Annotated in this window: 15 protein-coding genes and 1 pseudogene; 11 read left to right on the forward strand and 5 right to left on the reverse strand. The window is 72.0% G+C overall.

Annotated elements, in window-relative coordinates:
• The first annotated feature begins 67 nt into the window (after positions 1 to 67).
• From ACFVYS_RS10395 to ACFVYS_RS10405, 3 genes and pseudogenes are all read left to right on the forward strand, one after another.
• Positions 68 to 739 carry a phosphatase PAP2 family protein gene (locus ACFVYS_RS10395; RefSeq protein WP_389500662.1) on the forward strand — a complete coding sequence of 224 codons (672 nt, stop codon included), beginning with the start codon at positions 68 to 70 and terminating at the stop codon, positions 737 to 739.
• Positions 740 to 787: 48 nt separating this feature from the next.
• Positions 788 to 871 (forward strand): annotated as a pseudogene (locus ACFVYS_RS10400) (hydrolase); the annotation flags it as partial.
• A 213-nt stretch (positions 872 to 1,084) separates the two neighbouring features.
• Positions 1,085 to 1,768: a TetR/AcrR family transcriptional regulator gene (locus ACFVYS_RS10405; protein WP_389500664.1), complete on the forward strand. Its 684-nt coding sequence runs from the start codon at positions 1,085 to 1,087 to the stop codon at positions 1,766 to 1,768.
• On the opposite strand, the gene ACFVYS_RS10410 is transcribed toward ACFVYS_RS10405, so the two are convergent.
• Positions 1,756 to 3,258, reverse strand: coding sequence for an LVIVD repeat-containing protein (locus ACFVYS_RS10410; RefSeq protein ID WP_389500666.1), 1,503 nt, complete (start codon positions 3,256 to 3,258; stop codon positions 1,756 to 1,758). The two genes, ACFVYS_RS10405 and ACFVYS_RS10410, sit on opposite strands and share 13 nt — an antisense overlap.
• 191 nt (positions 3,259 to 3,449) lie before the next feature.
• Here ACFVYS_RS10410 and ACFVYS_RS10415 point away from each other — a divergent pair, with 191 nt between their 5' ends.
• Positions 3,450 to 4,088, forward strand: coding sequence for a DUF305 domain-containing protein (locus tag ACFVYS_RS10415; RefSeq protein ID WP_389500668.1), 639 nt, complete (start codon positions 3,450 to 3,452; stop codon positions 4,086 to 4,088).
• Between the two features lie 231 nt (positions 4,089 to 4,319).
• On the opposite strand, the gene ACFVYS_RS10420 is transcribed toward ACFVYS_RS10415, so the two are convergent.
• Complete coding sequence (locus ACFVYS_RS10420; protein WP_389500670.1) at positions 4,320 to 4,898, reverse strand: DUF6214 family protein; 579 nt, start codon at positions 4,896 to 4,898, stop codon at positions 4,320 to 4,322.
• A 199-nt stretch (positions 4,899 to 5,097) separates the two neighbouring features.
• Here ACFVYS_RS10420 and ACFVYS_RS10425 point away from each other — a divergent pair, with 199 nt between their 5' ends.
• The gene (locus ACFVYS_RS10425; RefSeq protein WP_389500760.1) at positions 5,098 to 6,474 is read left to right on the forward strand and encodes an FAD-dependent oxidoreductase; all 1,377 of its coding nucleotides are present in this window, start codon (positions 5,098 to 5,100) and stop codon (positions 6,472 to 6,474) included.
• A gap of 155 nt (positions 6,475 to 6,629) precedes the next feature.
• Entirely contained in the window at positions 6,630 to 8,024 is a 1,395-nt protein-coding gene (locus tag ACFVYS_RS10430; protein WP_389500671.1) for a nucleobase:cation symporter-2 family protein, read from the forward strand.
• Between the two features lie 41 nt (positions 8,025 to 8,065).
• On the opposite strand, the gene ACFVYS_RS10435 is transcribed toward ACFVYS_RS10430, so the two are convergent.
• Positions 8,066 to 9,367: a PHB depolymerase family esterase gene (locus ACFVYS_RS10435; protein ID WP_389500673.1), complete on the reverse strand. Its 1,302-nt coding sequence runs from the start codon at positions 9,365 to 9,367 to the stop codon at positions 8,066 to 8,068.
• Between the two features lie 556 nt (positions 9,368 to 9,923).
• On the opposite strand from ACFVYS_RS10435, the gene ACFVYS_RS10440 reads away from it, so the two are divergent.
• Positions 9,924 to 10,727: a pectate lyase gene (locus ACFVYS_RS10440; protein ID WP_389500675.1), complete on the forward strand. Its 804-nt coding sequence runs from the start codon at positions 9,924 to 9,926 to the stop codon at positions 10,725 to 10,727.
• 81 nt (positions 10,728 to 10,808) lie between these two features.
• On the opposite strand, the gene ACFVYS_RS10445 is transcribed toward ACFVYS_RS10440, so the two are convergent.
• Entirely contained in the window at positions 10,809 to 11,561 is a 753-nt protein-coding gene (locus tag ACFVYS_RS10445; protein ID WP_389500677.1) for a PaaX family transcriptional regulator C-terminal domain-containing protein, read from the reverse strand.
• Between the two features lie 72 nt (positions 11,562 to 11,633).
• Here ACFVYS_RS10445 and ACFVYS_RS10450 point away from each other — a divergent pair, with 72 nt between their 5' ends.
• Positions 11,634 to 13,340, forward strand: coding sequence for an acyl-CoA dehydrogenase family protein (locus ACFVYS_RS10450; protein ID WP_389500679.1), 1,707 nt, complete (start codon positions 11,634 to 11,636; stop codon positions 13,338 to 13,340).
• 101 nt (positions 13,341 to 13,441) lie between these two features.
• On the opposite strand, the gene ACFVYS_RS10455 is transcribed toward ACFVYS_RS10450, so the two are convergent.
• A complete protein-coding gene (locus ACFVYS_RS10455; protein ID WP_389500681.1) occupies positions 13,442 to 14,023 on the reverse strand; it encodes a hypothetical protein in 582 nt (193 codons plus the stop codon).
• Between the two features lie 280 nt (positions 14,024 to 14,303).
• Here ACFVYS_RS10455 and ACFVYS_RS10460 point away from each other — a divergent pair, with 280 nt between their 5' ends.
• The 3 genes from ACFVYS_RS10460 (at position 14,304) to ACFVYS_RS10470 (ending at position 17,194) form a co-directional block, all read left to right on the forward strand.
• A complete protein-coding gene (locus tag ACFVYS_RS10460; RefSeq protein ID WP_389500682.1) occupies positions 14,304 to 15,389 on the forward strand; it encodes a WD40/YVTN/BNR-like repeat-containing protein in 1,086 nt (361 codons plus the stop codon).
• Positions 15,390 to 15,470: 81 nt separating this feature from the next.
• On the forward strand, positions 15,471 to 16,148 hold the full coding sequence (locus ACFVYS_RS10465) for a uracil-DNA glycosylase (RefSeq protein WP_389500684.1): 678 nt from the start codon (positions 15,471 to 15,473) through the stop codon (positions 16,146 to 16,148).
• Between the two features lie 80 nt (positions 16,149 to 16,228).
• Positions 16,229 to 17,194: an N-acetylglucosamine kinase gene (locus ACFVYS_RS10470; RefSeq protein WP_389500762.1), complete on the forward strand. Its 966-nt coding sequence runs from the start codon at positions 16,229 to 16,231 to the stop codon at positions 17,192 to 17,194.
• Positions 17,195 to 17,202: the final 8 nt, after the last annotated feature.

The raw sequence follows: 17,202 nt of genomic DNA on the forward strand, positions 1-17,202 counted from the left end.
CGCCCCGGAACCCGGACCGAGCACCCCGAGTTCGCTTCCGGCCCCATGGTTCGGCGAGGATCTCCGTATGCCCCATCCGCCCGTCGACTCCCCGCCCCGCCGCCCGGCTCTGCGCACACCGCTCCGGATCGCCCTGGTCCTGGGGCTGTGTTCGGCCCTGCTCCTCGCCCTGGTCGCGGCCGACTGGCATCCCCTGATCTCCGCCGACGGCGACATCTCCCGCACCACCCACCGCTGGGCCGTCGCCGACCCCGACGTCACCCAGGCATGCCGCATCCTCACGGACTGGGTCTGGGACCCCCTGACCATGCGTCTGCTGGGCGCGGCGGTCGCGGTGTGGCTGGTGTGGCGGCACGGGGCGTGGTGGACGGCCGGGTGGCTGGTCGTCACGTCGGCGGTGGGCACACTGCTCCAGCAGTCCCTCAAGGCGGGGGTGGGCCGTGCCCGCCCGGTCTGGCCGGACCCGGTCGACTCCGCCCACTACGCGGCGTACCCCTCCGGGCACGCCCTGACGGCCACGGTGGTGTGCGGTCTCCTGCTGTGGTTGCTGCACCGGCACGGCGTCGCCCCTGTCGTGTGGCGTACGGCGCTGGCGGTGGCGGTGGTCTCCGTGGCGGGCGTGGGACTGACCCGGATCTGGCTGGGCGTGCACTGGCCCTCGGACGTCCTGGGCGGCTGGCTGCTGGGCGCCCTGCTGGTGGCGCTGGCGATCGCGGCACACCGGCGCTGGTCCCCGTGACCCTGCCGGGGTGGCGGTCGACGGTACGGCTACGTGGGCCCGGAGAACGGATGCGCGGTGCACTTCGTGGACCATCTGCCGGCGGCCGAACGCCCGGACGCGCTGCGGACGGTGCTGGACCTGGTGGGGTGACCCGAGCTGGACCCGGTGGGACGACCCGACGGCCTCGGCCCGTCCTCCACCGACGGTCGCCTGAGGCCACCATTACGGGAAAAGCACGCCCACTCTGGACGATCCCCCGCGTCGCCCAGAGCAGGCGGCAGCCCGGTGCGCTCCGAAGCGGAACCTCACCGGGTCGACCCTGAGTATAGTTGGCTGCCAGCCAGTCAACGCAGGAGTTCCAGGATGTCCCCGCGCAGCGCCTCGGTCAATGAAGAATTGCGGCGGCGTTCCCGGGAACGGCTCCTTCAGGCCGCGGTGGAGCTGGTGGGCGAGCGCGGCTACGAGGCGACGACGCTCGGTGACATCGCGGACCGGGCCGGCTCGGCGCGCGGTCTGGTGTCCTACTACTTCCCCGGCAAGCGTCAGCTGGTCCAGTCCGCCGTGCACCGGCTGATGCACCGCACGCTGGAGGAGGCGCTGGAGCGGGAGCCGCGCACCGAGGACGGCCGGGAGCGGATGGCGCGGGCCATCGACGGCATCCTGGGCCTGGCCCGGGACCGCCCGGTGCTGATGCGCCAGCACATGGCGGGCCTACTGCAGGCCGAGGGGTTCGTGCAGTGTCCGGAGCAGCAACGGCTGGCCGAGCTGCTGCGGGAGACCGCGGCCCGGCACGGCTCGCAGGACGTCCACCACGACTACCCGATGCTGCGCTCCCAGCTGATGGGAGCGGTCTACGCGATGGTGCTGCCGAACGTGCCCCTGCCGCTCACGACGCTGCGCGCCGAACTGTTCGCGCGCTACCGGCTCGACTGGGAGCAGGGGGTCCCGCCGGACGCCGAGGCGTCCGGCGGGAGAGGTGACACCGATCTGTCGCGCTTCTTCGCGACCGACCCGACGACTCCGCGGAGCGAGGGTCAGTCGAAGTAGTCCGGCTGGGTCTGGACGTTGAGCTCGTGGACACGGACCCGCTTGGCCGGGTCGGTGCGCCGGTCGCTGAGCTTCAGCACGTCGAAGCCCTTGGCGATGTCGTTGGAGTAGATGTAGCCGTTGTAGTAGTACGCCGACCAGGAGCCGCCGCCCGTCAGCACCTGGGTGTTGAGCGGACCGCGTTCGAAGTAGGCGATCTCCTTGGGCTTCGAGGAGTCGGTGAAGTCCCAGACCGAGACGCCGCCCTGGTACCAGGCCTGGACCATGATGTCCTTGCCCTTGACCGGGATCAGCGAGCCGTTGTGGGCCACGCAGTTCTCGGTGTCCGCCTGGTGGCGGGGGATCTTGTAGTAGCTGCGGAAGACCAGCTTGCGTTTGTCGCCCTTGCCGACGATGTCGTAGATGCCGTCGGCGCCCTTGTCCGGCCCGATCGCCGCGTTGCACGTGGCCGCGCCCCCGCCGCCGAGCTCGTCGGTGAACACGACCTTGTTCGCCTTCTGGTTGAAGGTCGCCGAGTGCCAGAACGCGAAGTTCACGTTGTCCTGGACCTGGTCGATGACCTTCGGGTGCTCCGGGTCCTTGATGGAGAACAGGATGCCGTCGCCCATGCAGGCGCCCGCCGCCAGATCCTTGGAGGGCAGGACCGTGATGTCGTGGCAGCCGGTCGTCTTGGAGACCCCGGGGTTGGTGGGCGAACCCGGGTTGCCGCCGCCGTCCGGGCCCTCCCCCGGGAACAGCACGGGGAAGCTGACGATCGCGGCCTTCTCCGGCGTCTTGCGCGGCACCTTGATGACCGAGATGCCGTCGTGCGGGGGCTGGCAGTCCGGGTAGGCGGCGTTCGGCGAGTAGGAGGAGACGTAGATGTAGACGTTCTTGCGCTCGGGCACCAGGGTGTGGGTGTGCGAGCCGCAGGCGGTCTCGACGGCGGCGACGTACTTGGGGTTCGCCTTGTCGCTGATGTCGAAGACCTTCATGCCCTCCCAGGAGGACTTCTCGGTCACCGGCTGCGTGGTGCTGTTGCAACTGCTGTCGCTGCGCGAGGAGTCGGTGGACAGGAACAGCAGGTCGCCCGAGACGGAGATGTCGTTCTGCGAGCCGGGGCAGAGCACCTGGGCCACGGTCTTGGGGGACTTCGGGTTGCTGATGTCGAAGACCCGGAAGCCGTCGTAGTTGCCGGAGAAGGCGTACTTGCCCTGGAAGGCGAGGTCCGAGTTGGTGCCCGGCAGGGCGTCCTTCGGGATGTTCGTCAGGTGCTCGATGTTGGCGGAGCGGACGATCTCGTCCTGCCCCGGTATCTCGCCGTCGGCGATCGCGGCCGCCGCCTCGGCCCGGGCGCCCTCGGACACCTTCTGCTGCACGGCGGGCCCGTCCCCCGGGTCGGGGGTCGCGGCTGCCGGGACGGCCGTCAGGAGCGCGGCCAGCAGTCCGGTACACGCGGCGGCCACTCCCAGCCGTCTGCGTCGCGTTCGAAGGTCGTTCAACAGGGTCACTGCGTCCTCCCTTGTCGCCGTTCACGTGGAACGGTTCGCGGTGCTCCGAAGTATCGTCTTCATCATGCACATATCAAGGGCTGGCAACGCACTCGTAATGAATCTTTCGGTTCAGTAGTGCGACCCATGGTGCGAAGATCCAGACGAGGACGGCGCCCCCGTCCTCAACTCACCCGCTTCAGGAGGTCGTTGTGCTCGTCCGCCGCGCGCCCCTCGTCTCAGCCTCACTGCTGCTCGTCCTCGCCCTCGCGGGGTGCGACTCCGGGCCGGACACCAAGTCGGGTGCGGCGAGCGGCCCTTCGGTGATCGCGCCGGGCAAGCCGGGCGAGACGAACCGGACCCTCTCCGCCCAGGACGCGGCCGAGCAACGCGCCGACGACGACACGCCCAACTCCGCCGACGTGGCGTACGCGCGGATGATGATCCAGCACCACGCCCAGGCCCTGGAGATGACCGAACTCGCCCCGAAACAAGCCGAGTCGAAGGCCGTCAAGGGCCTCGCGTCCCGGATAGGCGCCGCACAGGGGCCGGAGATCCAAGCCATGAAGGGCTGGCTCACGACGTACGGCGAGGACGAGACGGGCGGCGAGCACGACCACTCGGCGATGCCCGGAATGGCCACCGAGGCACAGCTGACCCAGCTGCGCGCGGCCCGCGGCAAGGCGTTCGACGCGCTGTTCCTCTCCCTGATGATCACCCACCACGGGGGCGCCCTCACCATGGCCGCGGACGTCAAGGCACAGGGCAACAACGTGCGGATCGAGGAGATGGCGGACGATGTGATCGCGCAGCAGACGAGCGAGATCACCCGGATGCGCGGGATGCAGTGACACCCCGGCCAACGGAACCTCGCCGATCGGCCTCGTCGAAGGGGCCGATCGGCGGGACCGGTCGGCGAGGCCGGCCAACGGGACCGGTCGGCGAGGCCGGTCGGCGGGGCCGGTCGAGGGCGGGATCCTTCAACGGCTCAGTGCAACAGATCTGTTCTCAGTGCAACAGGTCTGTTCAACGAGTCCGTTCAGCGGGTGTCGCCTGTCGTCCTCGCCAATGAGCGGGCGGCGTCAGCGCCGGGCGTGACGTGGGGTCAGATAGCCCGCGTCACGCGCCTGGGCGATCAGCCTGAGTGATCTGCGGCGGCTGTGTCCCGTGGCGCACATGACCGCGAGGACGGGGTCCGCCCCCTCCTCCTGGGCCGCGCGGTACTCCTGCGCCACCAGCCACCGCCCCTCGATGCCGCGCGGCCAGGCCGGACGGGCCCGCCGGGGGCCGAACACCTCGTCGGCATCCCCGGCGACGGCCGGCTCCCGCGCACCCTCCGCGCCGTACCCGCCGTCCGCGTCCGCCGCGTCCGCCGCGTCCGGCCTGTCTGCCGTGTCGCCGATGCCCTGCCCGCCCGCCGCTTCGAGGGCGCCGCCTTCGTCGCACCTCTCGAACAGCGGCCCCTCGATCCAGTCGGCGAGCACCGTCAGGTCCACGAGCGACAGGGGCGGCTGTGCGCGGACGTCCTCGACGGAGACCCGCCCCTCGCAGACGACGGCCAGCAGCTCCACGCGCGCACCGTCGGCGAATCCCAGCCGCACATGGAACCAGGACGTGGCGCCCCCGGCTTCCTGGACCACCCACGCGGGCCACACGGACACCGTGCCGTCCTCGGCGGAACGATCAGAAAGATTAAGAAACGATGCTTCTAGCACACACGCAACGTAACCGCATGATCACTTTCCATACGAACGGACACGCACGCATCGAGCGCGCACAGCACCCTGTCAGCGGAGCCGCGCTGATGCGATGCTGGAGACACCAGCGATCTCCTCCGTCCCCCTGGGTAAGGAGTTCCGCGTGCTGCGTGTCGCCGTCGTCGGCTCAGGGCCGAGTGGGGTCTACACCGCCCAGAGTCTGGTCCAGCAGGACCCCGAGGTGCTCGTCGACGTCCTGGACCGGCTGCCGTGTCCGTACGGGCTGGTGCGGTACGGCGTCGCCCCGGACCACGAGAAGATCAAGTCGCTGCAGAACAATCTGCGCGCGGTGCTCGAGCACGAGCGGGTGCGCTTCCTCGGCGGGATCAGGGTCGGGACGGGCGGGGTGCCCGCGGCCCGGCTGCGGGAGCTGTACCACGCGGTCGTGTACTGCGTGGGCGCCGCGACCGACCGGCACCTCGGCGTGCCCGGCGAGGAGCTGCCGGGCAGCTGGTCGGCGACGGAGTTCGTGTCCTGGTACAGCGCGCATCCGGACACCGTCGCCGACGGGTTCCTGCGGGACGTCCGCTCGGCGGTGGTGGTGGGCGTCGGGAACGTGGCGGTGGACGTCACCCGGATCCTGGCCCGGCGGACGGCCGAGCTCACCCCGACCGACATGCCCCAGGCGGCACTGACCGCGCTGGCGGCGAGCGAGGTCGGCGAGATCCACATGGTGGGGCGGCGCGGCCCGTCGCAGGCCCGCTTCACCACCAAGGAGCTGCGCGAGCTGGCCGGCCTGCCGGACACCGAGGTGGTCGTGGACGAGACCGAGCTGGCACTGGACCCGGCGTACGGCGATCCCTCCGCGCTGCCGGCGGCGCAGCGGCGCAACGTGGAGGTGCTGCGCGCCTGGGCGGCGAACCCGCCGGCCCCCGGCGCCCGGCGGCGGATCCGGCTCCGGTTCTTCCTGCGGCCCGTCGAAATGCTCGCCCACGACGGCCGGTTGGGCGCGGTGCGTTTCGAGCGGACCCTTCCGGACGCGCACGGCGGGGTGACCGGCACCGGGCGGTACGAGGACATCGAGGCACAGCTGGTCCTGCGGTCGGTGGGCTATCGCGGGGTGCCGCTGGAGGGTCTGCCGTTCGATCCGGAGCGGGGCACGGTGCCGCATCTCGCGGGGCGGGTCCTGCGTGAGGGCGTGGTGGCACCGGGCGAGTACGTGGCGGGCTGGATCAAGCGGGGCCCCACCGGGGTGATCGGCACCAACCGGCCGTGCGCGAAGGAGACGGCGACCTCCCTGCTGGAGGACGGCCCCGTCCTCGTACGGCGGGAGCTGCCGGGTGATCCGCTCGAACTGCTGCGGGCCGCCGGGGCCGAACCCGTCGAGTGGGCGGGATGGCTGGCGATCGAGCGGGCGGAGGCGGCGCTGGGCGCCTCACTGGGGCGGGGTGTGGTGAAGCTGCCGGACTGGGCGGCGTTGTGGAGGGCGGCGGGTCCCGCCAGGATCGGTGTACAGGACACACAGCAGCAACATCGGTGAAATCAACAAACTGTTTAAGCCCCGTACGTTCTCGTGCTGTTGGGCCTGACCGGCCCCGTTCGGCCTGACCCGTCCGTTCGGCCGGTCCTGTCCGTTGGACCTGTCCGGCCCGTCCGGCCCTGTTCGGATGCCCCCGCCGCCGCCCTGGAGCGCCCATGACCCTGACCGCCCCCGTTCATCCCGTCGACGAGGTGCCACCCGCACGGCAGTTGGCCGCCTTCGGCCTCCAACACGTGCTCGCCATGTACGCGGGCGCGGTGGCCGTGCCCCTGATCGTGGGCGGTGCGATGAAGCTGTCGCCCGCCGACCTGGCGTATCTGATCACCGCCGACCTGCTGGTGTGCGGCATCGCCACGCTGATCCAGTGCGTCGGCTTCTGGCGGTTCGGCGTACGGCTGCCGATCATGCAGGGCTGTACGTTCGCGGCGGTCTCCCCCATGGTGCTGATCGGGACGACCGGCGGCGGACTGCCCGCGATCTACGGTTCGGTGATCGTGGCCGGGCTCGCGATCATGCTGCTGGCGCCCCTGTTCGGCAGGCTGTTGCGCTTCTTCCCGCCGCTGGTCACCGGCACCGTCATCCTGATCATCGGCATCTCACTGCTTCCGGTCGCGGGCAACTGGGTGGCGGGCGGCGCCGGTTCGGCGGACTTCGGGGAACCGAAGAACATCGGACTCGCCGCGTTCGTCCTCGCCGTGGTGCTCGCCGTGCAGCGGTTCGCGCCGGCGTTCCTGAGCCGGATCGCGGTGCTGATCGGCATCGTGGTGGGGCTCGCGGTCTCGGTACCGTTCGGGTTCACCGACTTCGACGGCGTCGGGGGCGCCGACTGGGTCGGGATCAGTACGCCGTTCCACTTCGGCGCGCCCGCCTTCGAGGCGTCGGCGATCATCTCGATGCTGGTCGTGGCGCTGGTCACGATGACCGAGACCACCGGTGACCTGATCGGGGTCGGCGAGATGACCGGCCGCAAGGTCGAGCCGCGCAGCCTCTCCGACGGGCTGCGCGCCGACGGCCTGTCGACCGTCCTCGGCGGTGTCTTCAACACCTTCCCCTATACGGCGTACGCGCAGAACGTCGGCCTGGTGGGCATGACCCGGGTGCGCAGCCGCTGGGTCGTCGCCACCGCGGGCGGCATCCTCGTGCTGCTGGGCCTGCTGCCCAAGCTGGGTGCGGTGGTGGCCGCCGTTCCGGCGCCGGTCCTCGGCGGGGCGGGGCTGGTGATGTTCGGGACGGTCGCCGCGAGCGGTCTGCGGACGCTGGCCGAGGTCGACTTCGAGGGGAACCACAACCTGACGGTGGTGGCCGTGTCGGTCGCGATGGGCGTGCTGCCGGTCGGCGTGCCGACGATCTACGAGCAGTTCCCCGACTGGTTCCGGACGGTGATGAACAGCGGTATCAGCGCCGGCTGCCTGACGGCGATCGTCCTGAACCTGCTCTTCAACCACCTGCCCTCGAAGGCCGGTCCGGCGCCAGAGACGGTCGTCCGGCCGGCCGGCGGCGAGGAGCCCGTCGGGGACGTGCCGGAGAAGTCGAGGCAAGAGGCCGTCTAGACGACCGTGGGCGGCCGGGCTCACCGGCCGCCCACGGAACATCAACTCGCGCCGCAGGTGGCTCCGTTGAGCGTGAAGGCGCCGGGCGCCGCGCTGTTGCCGGTGTGGTTCGCCTGGTAGCCGATGGTGACGCTCGCGTTGGGGGCGAGCGTGCCGTTGTACGTGGCGTTGGTCGCCGTCACCGCTCCCGAGGCCGGTGCGTAGGTGGCGCCCCAGCCGTTGGTGATGGCCTGGCCGGAGGGCAGGGTGAAGCCGAGCCGCCAGCCGTCGACCGTGGTGGTACCGGTGTTGGTCAGGGTCACGGAGGCGGTCAGACCGGTGTTCCAGGCGTTGGTCGTCGCGGTCACCCGGCAGCCGCCGGGCTGGGGCTGGGGGGTCGGGCCGGCGGCGTCCAGGCCGAAGAAGGTGATCACGCGGGCGGCCATGCCCCAGGCGTACAGGTTGTGGCCGACGCCCTGGAGGCTGACGGCCTCCACGGGGGCCTGGTCACCCGTGCCGCCGTACCGGGTGCGGGTCCAGCCCGAGACGGGCGAGTCGGTGGCGGCCGGGGTCTGGCTCACCCCCCGCACGTCGGTCCACTGCTTGATCTCCTCACCGAAGTTGGGGTAGCGCAGCACGTCGTCCTCGGTGCCGTGCCACAGCTGCATACGCGGCCGGGACCCGGTGTAGCCGGGGTAGGCCGCGCGAACGAGGTCGCCCCACTCCTGCGCCGGGTGGATCACGGTGCCGCCGGAGCAGGCACTGTTCCACTCGGAGCCGTCGGTGGTGGCGAAGCAGCCGAAGGGCACCCCCGAGAAGGCGGAACCGGCGGCGAACACGTCGGGGTAGTCGCCGAGCAGGACGTTGGTCATCATCGCCCCGGAGGAGATACCGGTGGCGTAGACGCGGCCGGTGTCGGCCGCGTAGGCGGCGGTCACCCAGTCGATCATCGACTTGACGCCGACCGGGTCGCTGCCGCCGCCGCGCCGGAGCGCCTGGGGCGAGGAGACGTCGAAGCACTTGCTGCTCCGGGTGACGGACGGGTAGACCACCACGAACCCGTACCGGTCGGCGAGTTGGGAGTACTCGGTGCCGGAGTACATCGCGGGCCCGGAGCCGCCGCACCAGTGCACCGCGACGAGCACCGGCGGGTGAGCGGTGACGTTGGCCGGTGCGTAGACGTACATCTGGAGATTGCTGGGATTGGCGCCGAAGCCGGTGACCTCGGTGAGGGTGGCCGCCGGGACCGGCGCGGCGGCCTGCGGGCGGGCGGAGGCGGCGGGAGCGGTGAGAAGAGCGGCGGTGAGCAGGAGCAGCAATGCCCCGCATAACGAACGCAAGGCTCTCCCGGGGGAGTTCGGCATGCGCCTGTCCCTTTCTGGTAGCGGCTCGGGGGACGTCGTACATGGGGTGCGCGAGAGGGAATCGACGGCTCGGCGGGTGGCGCGGTGCGCGTGGACAGACCGGGACACATGCCCCTCTCCGACACTCGCGAAGGGGGTTCCGCACCGCATGGTGACATGCACGCGCTTGCCATGGAAGCGCTCCCACGGCAACTCCCGGCAAGCCCTTACTGGTTGGCCGGGGCCTGGCCGAGTGGCCGAATGCGTTCTGCGCAAAGCGTTGACTAGAAAGCGCTTGCCCCCTACGTTCCGTTCAGCAGTGTGACCGAGCCGCTCCCCCCAGACCCACAAAGGGCCGCACTGCTCGCACAGGGCGTTCCACATGGCGCGCGACATTCACTTACCTGACCAACTCCCCTCCCCACGAAGGGACGCACCGCATGCGTACAGGGCCCCCGCGTACACAGGCGCAAACGTCTGCCCCCGTCGCGTGCGGCCGCACGGCCGAGGCCGCCCGGAACACTCCGGCCGCCCGGAGCACTCTCACCATCCCCCACCTGGAAGAAGGCATCGGGACATGACTTCACCAGCACTGCCGCGCCGACGGCGCACTCTGACGGGCGCTCTCGCCGCCCTCGCGCTTTCGGTTGGCATGATCATGACTACCGGGGCGCTGACTCCGGCGAACGCCGCCACCTGGCCCAGCGCGACCGGCAGCCAGGCGGTCTCCTCCACCATCGCGGTGTCCGGCACCAAGGACTACGGGATGATCCGCCTCTACGGCACCGGCGACCTGGGCAGCGGCAGTCAGGACGAGGACCAGGGGCCGATCCTGGAACTGGCCGCCGGCGCGGTGCTCAAGAACGTCATCATCGGCGCCCCCGCCGCCGACGGCATCCACTGCAAGGGTGCCTGCACCCTTCAGAACGTCTGGTGGGAGGACGTCGGCGAGGACGCGGCGACCTTCCGCGGCTCCTCGTCGTCCAACGTGTACACCGTCTCGGGCGGTGGCGCGCGGTCGGCCAGCGACAAGGTGTTCCAGTTCAACGGCGCCGGCACGCTGAACGTCTCCAACTTCGCGGTGCAGACCTTCGGCACCTTCATCCGCTCCTGCGGCAACTGCTCGACGCAGTACAAGCGGACGATCAACCTCAACACCATCGAGGCGACCTACTCGGGCAACAAGCTCGTCGGCATCAACACCAACTACGGCGACAGCGCGACCCTGAAGAAGATCACGATCGTCGGGGACAGCAGCAAGAAGATCATCCCGTGCCAGAAGTACATCGGCAACAACACGGGAGCCGAGCCGACCACCAACGGGACCAGCGCGGACGGTACTTACTGCAAGTACGCGTCGTCCGACATCACCTACAAGTAGCCAACTCCCCACCGGTCCCCCCACGGTAGGAAGGCGGCCGTACGAAGCGTCCCCGCACGGCGCTTCGCACGGCCGCCGTACCTATGCGCCCGCCCGCGACGCGGTGGCGACGAGTTCTCGCCGGTAGTGACCGTAGGCGGTGCGCAGGGCCGGCCCCGGCCAGTCGGCGGGCAGGAGTCCGGCCGGCAGCACCGGGTCGGCGAGGAGATGCCGTACGACCGCCGCGAGGGCCGTGAAGCGGTCGGCGGGCCGCTGGGTGCCCTCGACGTGGTCCAGCAGGACCCGGGCCGTCCGCGCCCACGCGTCGAGCGGCCACAGTCCGGCGGCCAGGCCGGGGGCGGGCGGACCGGGGCGGGCAATGAAGTGCTGGAGCACGTCCCCGAGATCGGCGGGCCAGGGCCGGCCCAGATTGGCGGGCCGCAGCCAGACCCCCTCGCGGAGCTCGGCGAGCCGGAGGGCGGCCAACCGGCCGCGCAGCTCGGCGCGCTCGGCGGGGCCGCGGCCGGTCGCGGTGATGACGGCCATCTCCCACGTGCCGTCCCACGCGCGCGTGTCCGGGTGCACGGCGTCGTCCTGGCGGCGCTGGCGCTCCAGCAGCCGGTCGCTGAGCCGGTAGACGCCGTCCGTCCGCCGCAGGTCGCCCGCCGCCACCATCCGGCTGAGCGCCGCCCGCACCGTCGATCCGCCGACGCCGAACGGCTCCACCCCGCGTACCAGGTCCTTCGCCGCCATCTCGGGCGGATGCGTGCCCAGCAGCAGACTCAGGACCACCGACCGCGCGGACAGCGGGGGCAGGTCGACCTCGCCGGGCTGCGCCGTCACGTTCATCCGCATGAGGCCGTACTGTACGTGCGGCTCCAATGTTGCACTATTGCTACAGCCGTAGGAAAAGTGCAACATGGCCGTATGGCCCAGATACTCTCCCAGCCGCAGGCCCGGCCTGCGCCGCCCGTCCCGTCGTACGCCACGCCCGACATCGCCACGCACGACGTCACCAATCAGCCTCCGCCCCTGGCCCCGTACGACGCCTCCGACGACGTCGCCCTGCTGGAGGGGCTGCGCCGGGAGGGCGCCGGATGGGCGGAGCCGGACGTCCGCCGGATCGGTCTGCTGGCGGGCGGCGTCGAGGCGCAGGAGTGGGGCGAGCTGGCCAACCGGCACGAACCCGTCCTGCGCACGCACGACCGCTACGGGCACCGTGTCGACGAGGTCGACTTCCATCCCAGCTGGCACGAGCTGATGCGGGTCGCGGTCGCGGAGGGGCTGGCCGGCGCGCCCTGGGCGGACGACCGGCCGGGCGCCCATGTGGCGCGCACGGCGGGCGGTCTCGCCTGGGGGCACACGGACGCCGGGCACGGCTGCCCCACGTCGATGACCTATGCGGCCGTCCCCGCGCTGCGCCGGCAGCCGGACCTCGCCGCCGTCTACGAGCCGCTGCTGACCGGCCGGGTGTACGAGCCGGGGCTGCGGGTGCCGACGCAGAAGCGCGGGCTGCTCGCGGGCATGGGGATGACCGAGAAGCAGGGCGGCTCCGACGTCCGGACGAACACGACGACGGCCCTGCCCACGGCGGAGCCCGGCGTGTACACCCTGCGCGGGCACAAGTGGTTCACGTCGGCACCGATGTGCGACGTCTTCCTGGTGCTGGCACAGGCGCCGGACGGGCTCTCGTGCTTCCTGGTGCCGCGTGTGCTGCCCGACGGCACCCGCAACACCTTCCGCGTCCAGCGGCTGAAGGACAAGCTGGGCAACCGCTCCAACGCGTCCTCCGAGCCCGAGTTCGACGGGACCGTGGCCTGGCTGGTCGGGCCCGAGGGACAGGGCGTGAAGACCATCATCGAGATGGTCAACTGCACGCGCCTGGACTGCGTGATGATGTCGGCGACGCTGATGCGCAAGACGCTCGTGGAGGCGGGGCACCACGTGCGGCACCGCAGCGCGTTCGGGGCGCGGCTGCTGGACCAGCCGCTGATGCGCAACGTGCTGGCCGACCTGGCGCTGGAGTCGGAGGCCGCCACCACGCTCACCCTGCGGCTGGCCGGTGCGGCCGACCGGACGGTGCGCGGAGACGACGGCACGGATGCCGAGCGGGCGTTCCGGCGGATCGCCACCGCGGTCGGCAAGTACTGGGTGACCAAACGGGGTCCGGCGTTCACCGCGGAGGCCCTGGAGTGCCTCGGCGGCAACGGCTACGTGGAGGACTCCGGAATGCCCCGCCACTACCGCGAGGCGCCCCTGCTGTCCATCTGGGAGGGCTCGGGCAACGTCAACGCCCTCGACGTGCTGCGGGCGTTGACCCGCGAACCGGCGACGGCGGACGCCCTGTTCGGCGAACTCGCCCTGGCGCGGGGCGCGGACGCCCGCCTCGACGCCGCCGTCTCGCGGCTGCGGACCCGGCTGGGCGAGGCGACTGCGGCCGGCGCCCGCCGACTGGTGGAGCAGATGGCCCTCACCCTCCAGGCCTCGCTCCTGGTCCGGCACGCCCCGCCCGCCGTCGCCGACGCGTTCTGCGCGACGCGGCTGGGCGGCGACTGGGGGTACGCCTTCGGCACACTCCCGGACGGCGCCGACCTCGACGGGATCCTGGAGCGGAGTCTTCCCGGCACGAGCTGACGTCTCTCACGTGTGAGCCGTCGCCGGGCCCCCTCGGCCGCTCGCGCTCCCGCCCGGTCGTCGGGTCTCCTTCCGGGCGGGAGCGCGAGGGGGTCGTCGGGTCAGCCCGTCGGGCGGCCCCAGAGCGCGTCGAAGCGGGCCCAGTCGGTGTCCCACTGCTCCACGCGCCGGCGTTCCATCCGGCCCCGCAGGACGCGGCCGCCCGCGAAGGGGAGGACGGCCGCGCCGACTCCCGCCAGGCCGCCGACGAGGGAGGCGCGCAGTCTGGCCTGGGCGGCGGTGGCCGGTTTCGTCACCAGGCGGCCCTGCCGGTCCGTCCAGACCGTGACGGGGGTGCCCGCGGCGCTGCCCGGGCCGACCCGGACCTGGCCCTGGTGCGGGGAACCGTCCGGTCCGGTCCAGCCGACCTTCGCCCACACCTGATCACCGACGGCGGAGCCGTTCACGGCGGTTTTGCCCGGGGCCTGCTCGGTCAGCCGCCCCAGGAGGGGCCGCCACTCGACGCGTTCCCGCGCCAGACCGTGTTCGACGGCCCCCGAGGTCGCCCACCCCGCCAGCACCCCGGCGAGGACGGTCAGCGCCCACGCGCCGAGCACGACCCAGGCCTCCACCGTGTCGGCGCGGCGCTTGAGCGGGTTGCGCCGCCAGCGCCACAGCCACACCTTCGGACCACGGAACGCCATCGAAGGCTTCCTCCTCATGAGCGCATGAACATCCCGGCCGCCCTCCCATACGGGGCGGGCGGGCCTGATGCTCAGGGCGAATCCCTCGTCCCGACGGTGCCACGGGCCCGGCGCCCGCGCAGGCGTCCCGCTGAAAGTGGCCGAGGTCTTGCGCTCCCGGACCGCCGTCGCCGCTGTGACCTGCGGCGACGGCGTTTCCAGAGGTGACTGTCAGTGGCGGGGTGCAGACTGGCCGGTGTCTGGGACAAAGACGTCAAGGACACAGCGGAGGTGATCGGGCATGACCGAGACACTGCTTGCCGTGGGCACGCGCAAGGGCCTGTTCATGGGGCGCCGGCGCGGTGGCACATGGGAGTTCGACGAATCCCCCTACTTCAACGCGCAGGCGATCTACTCGGTCGCCATCGACACCCGCGGCGACCGCCCGCGGCTGCTGGCCGGCGGCGACAGCGCGCACTGGGGCCCGTCGGTGTTCCACTCCGACGACCTCGGCCGGACCTGGACCGAACCGGCCGCCCCCGCCGTCAAGTTCCCGCAGGACACGGATGCCTCGCTGGAGCGGGTGTGGCAACTGCACCCGGCGGCCGCCGAGCCCGGCGTGGTGTACGCGGGCACGGAACCGGCCGCCCTGTACCGCTCGGAGGACCGCGGCGAGAGCTTCGAGCTGGTCCGCCCCCTGTGGGAGCACCCGACGCGTTCGAAGTGGGTGCCGGGCGGCGGCGGGGAGGGCCTGCACACGGTGCTCACCGACACGCGCGACCCGCGGTCGGTGACCGTGGCCGTGTCCACCGCCGGGGTGTTCCGCACGAGCGACGGCGGCACGAGCTGGGCGCCCGCCAACTCCGGTGTCTCCGCGGTCTTCCTGCCGGATCCGAACCCCGAGTTCGGCCAGTGCGTGCACAAGGTCGCGAGGGACGCGGTGAATCCGGACCGTCTCTACCTCCAGAACCACTGGGGGGTCTACCGGAGCGACGACGGGGGCGGGCAGTGGACCGACATCGGCGCGGGCCTGCCCTCCACCTTCGGCTTCGCCGTCGCCGCGCACCCGACGCGCGGAAACACGGCGTACGTGTTCCCGATCAACGCCGACGCGGACCGGGTGCCCGCCGACCACCGGTGCCGGGTCTTCCGCACCTCGGACGCGGGCGAGAGCTGGGAACCGCTCACGGCCGGCCTGCCGCGGGAGGACCACTACGGCACGGTGCTGCGCGACGCTCTCTGCACGGACGACGGGGACCCGGCGGGCGTGTACTTCGGCAACCGCAACGGCGAGGTGTTCGCCTCGGCCGACGACGGCGACAGCTGGCGGCAGTTGGCCGCACATCTGCCGGACGTCCTGTGTGTACGGGCCGCGGTGGTCGGATGAGCCGACCCGTGCGCGAGGGGCGGCCGTCCGGTCTTGGCCATCGGTTGATCAGCGACGTGTGTACGGCAGTAGGGTGACGCCGTGGCACCACGACCCTTGCATGACATCGTCGAACCGGGCTGGGCCGAGGCCCTTGGTCCCGTCGCCGGGAAGATCGCCGAGATGGGCGACTTCCTGCGCGCGGAGATCGCCGCGGGACGCACCTACCTCCCTGCCGGACAGAACGTCCTGCGGGCCTTCCAGCAGCCTTTCGACGACGTCCGCGTCCTGATCGTCGGACAGGACCCGTATCCGACACCCGGGCACGCGGTGGGTCTGTCGTTCTCGGTCGCTCCGGAGGTCCGCCCGCTGCCCGGCAGCCTGATCAACATATACCGGGAGCTGAACACCGACCTGGGCCTGCCCCAGCCGTCCAACGGCGACCTGACTCCGTGGACGCAGCAGGGGGTGCTGCTGCTCAACAGGGCGCTCACCACGGCTCCGCGCAAGCCGGCGGCACATCGCGGGAAGGGCTGGGAGGAGGTCACCGAACAGGCGATCCGGGCGCTGGCGGCGCGCGGCAAGCCCCTGGTGTCCGTGCTCTGGGGCCGGGACGCCCGCAATCTGCGTCCGCTGCTCGGGGACCTGCCCTCGGTGGAGTCCGCGCACCCCTCCCCCATGTCGGCGGACCGCGGGTTCTTCGGCTCACGGCCGTTCAGCAGGGCGAACGACCTGCTGGTCCGGCAGGGAGGTCAGCCGGTGGACTGGCGCCTGCCGTGACCGGCGGAGCCGGTCCGGGCGACGGGGCCTGGACCGGCACCGCGGTCGGCTCCGGCACTGCGGTCGGCTCCGGCAGCGGCATCCTCGCCGTGGACTCGGGCGGATCAGGTCTCCGGGTCGTCCTGGGGACCGCCGAGCGCGGTGCGCTCGCCCAGCGCTCGTCCCCGGTACCCGTGCGCACCGGCGCGCGGGGCATCGACCCGGACCATCTGATGTCCCAACTGACACCGCTGGTCAGGGCGTTGTCGGCCTCGACTGGTGTCCTCCGGCCCGCTACGGCGGTCGTGGGCGCGGCGGGGCTCAGCACCCTGGGCGACGCGCTGCGCGCGGAGCTCCCGGGCGCCCTGGCGCGGGAGTTCGGCGTCCGGACCACCGCGCTCGTCGCCGATGCCGTCACCGCCTACGTCGGTGCGCTCGGAGCACGGCCGGGCGTCGTGGTGGCCGCGGGTACGGGCCTGATCGCGATCGGGACGGACCTGACGGCATGGCAGCGGGCGGACGGCTGGGGCCATCTGCTGGGCGACTGCGGCGGCGGCGCGTGGATCGGGCGGGCCGGTCTGGAAGCCGCCCTGCGCGCCTACGACGGGCGGCCCGGCGGGTCGGCCGCGCTGCTGGCCCGGGCCGAGGAGCGGTTCGGGCCGATGACCGCGCTGCCCGGTCTGCTGTACCCGCGCGCGGACCGGCCGGCCGTCCTCGCCTCCTTCGCGCCGCAGGTGGCCGCCTGCGGCCAGGAGGACGACCCGGTCGCCGCCGGCATTCTGCGCACCGCGGCCCGGCACATGGCCGAGTCGGCCGCCGCCGTCTGTCCGGCCGGCGGAGAGCCCCGGATCGCCCTCACCGGCGGTCTGTTCAGGATGGGCCACCCGCTCCTCGTCCCGCTGGAGGAGGAGCTCGCGCGGCTGCTGCCGCATGCCCTGCAGGTGCCCGCCGAGGGCGATCCGCTGGACGGCGCCGTGCGCATCGCCACCGCGCTGGCGACGGGCACGCTCACGCTGCCGCGCGAGGAGAGCCTGTTCTCGGTGGAGTGCCCGGCGAACCCCCTCTGATGCATCGT

The sequence above is a fragment of the Streptomyces sp. NPDC058295 genome (genome assembly GCF_042880655.1).
Classification (GTDB): domain Bacteria; phylum Actinomycetota; class Actinomycetes; order Streptomycetales; family Streptomycetaceae; genus Streptomyces; species Streptomyces coriariae.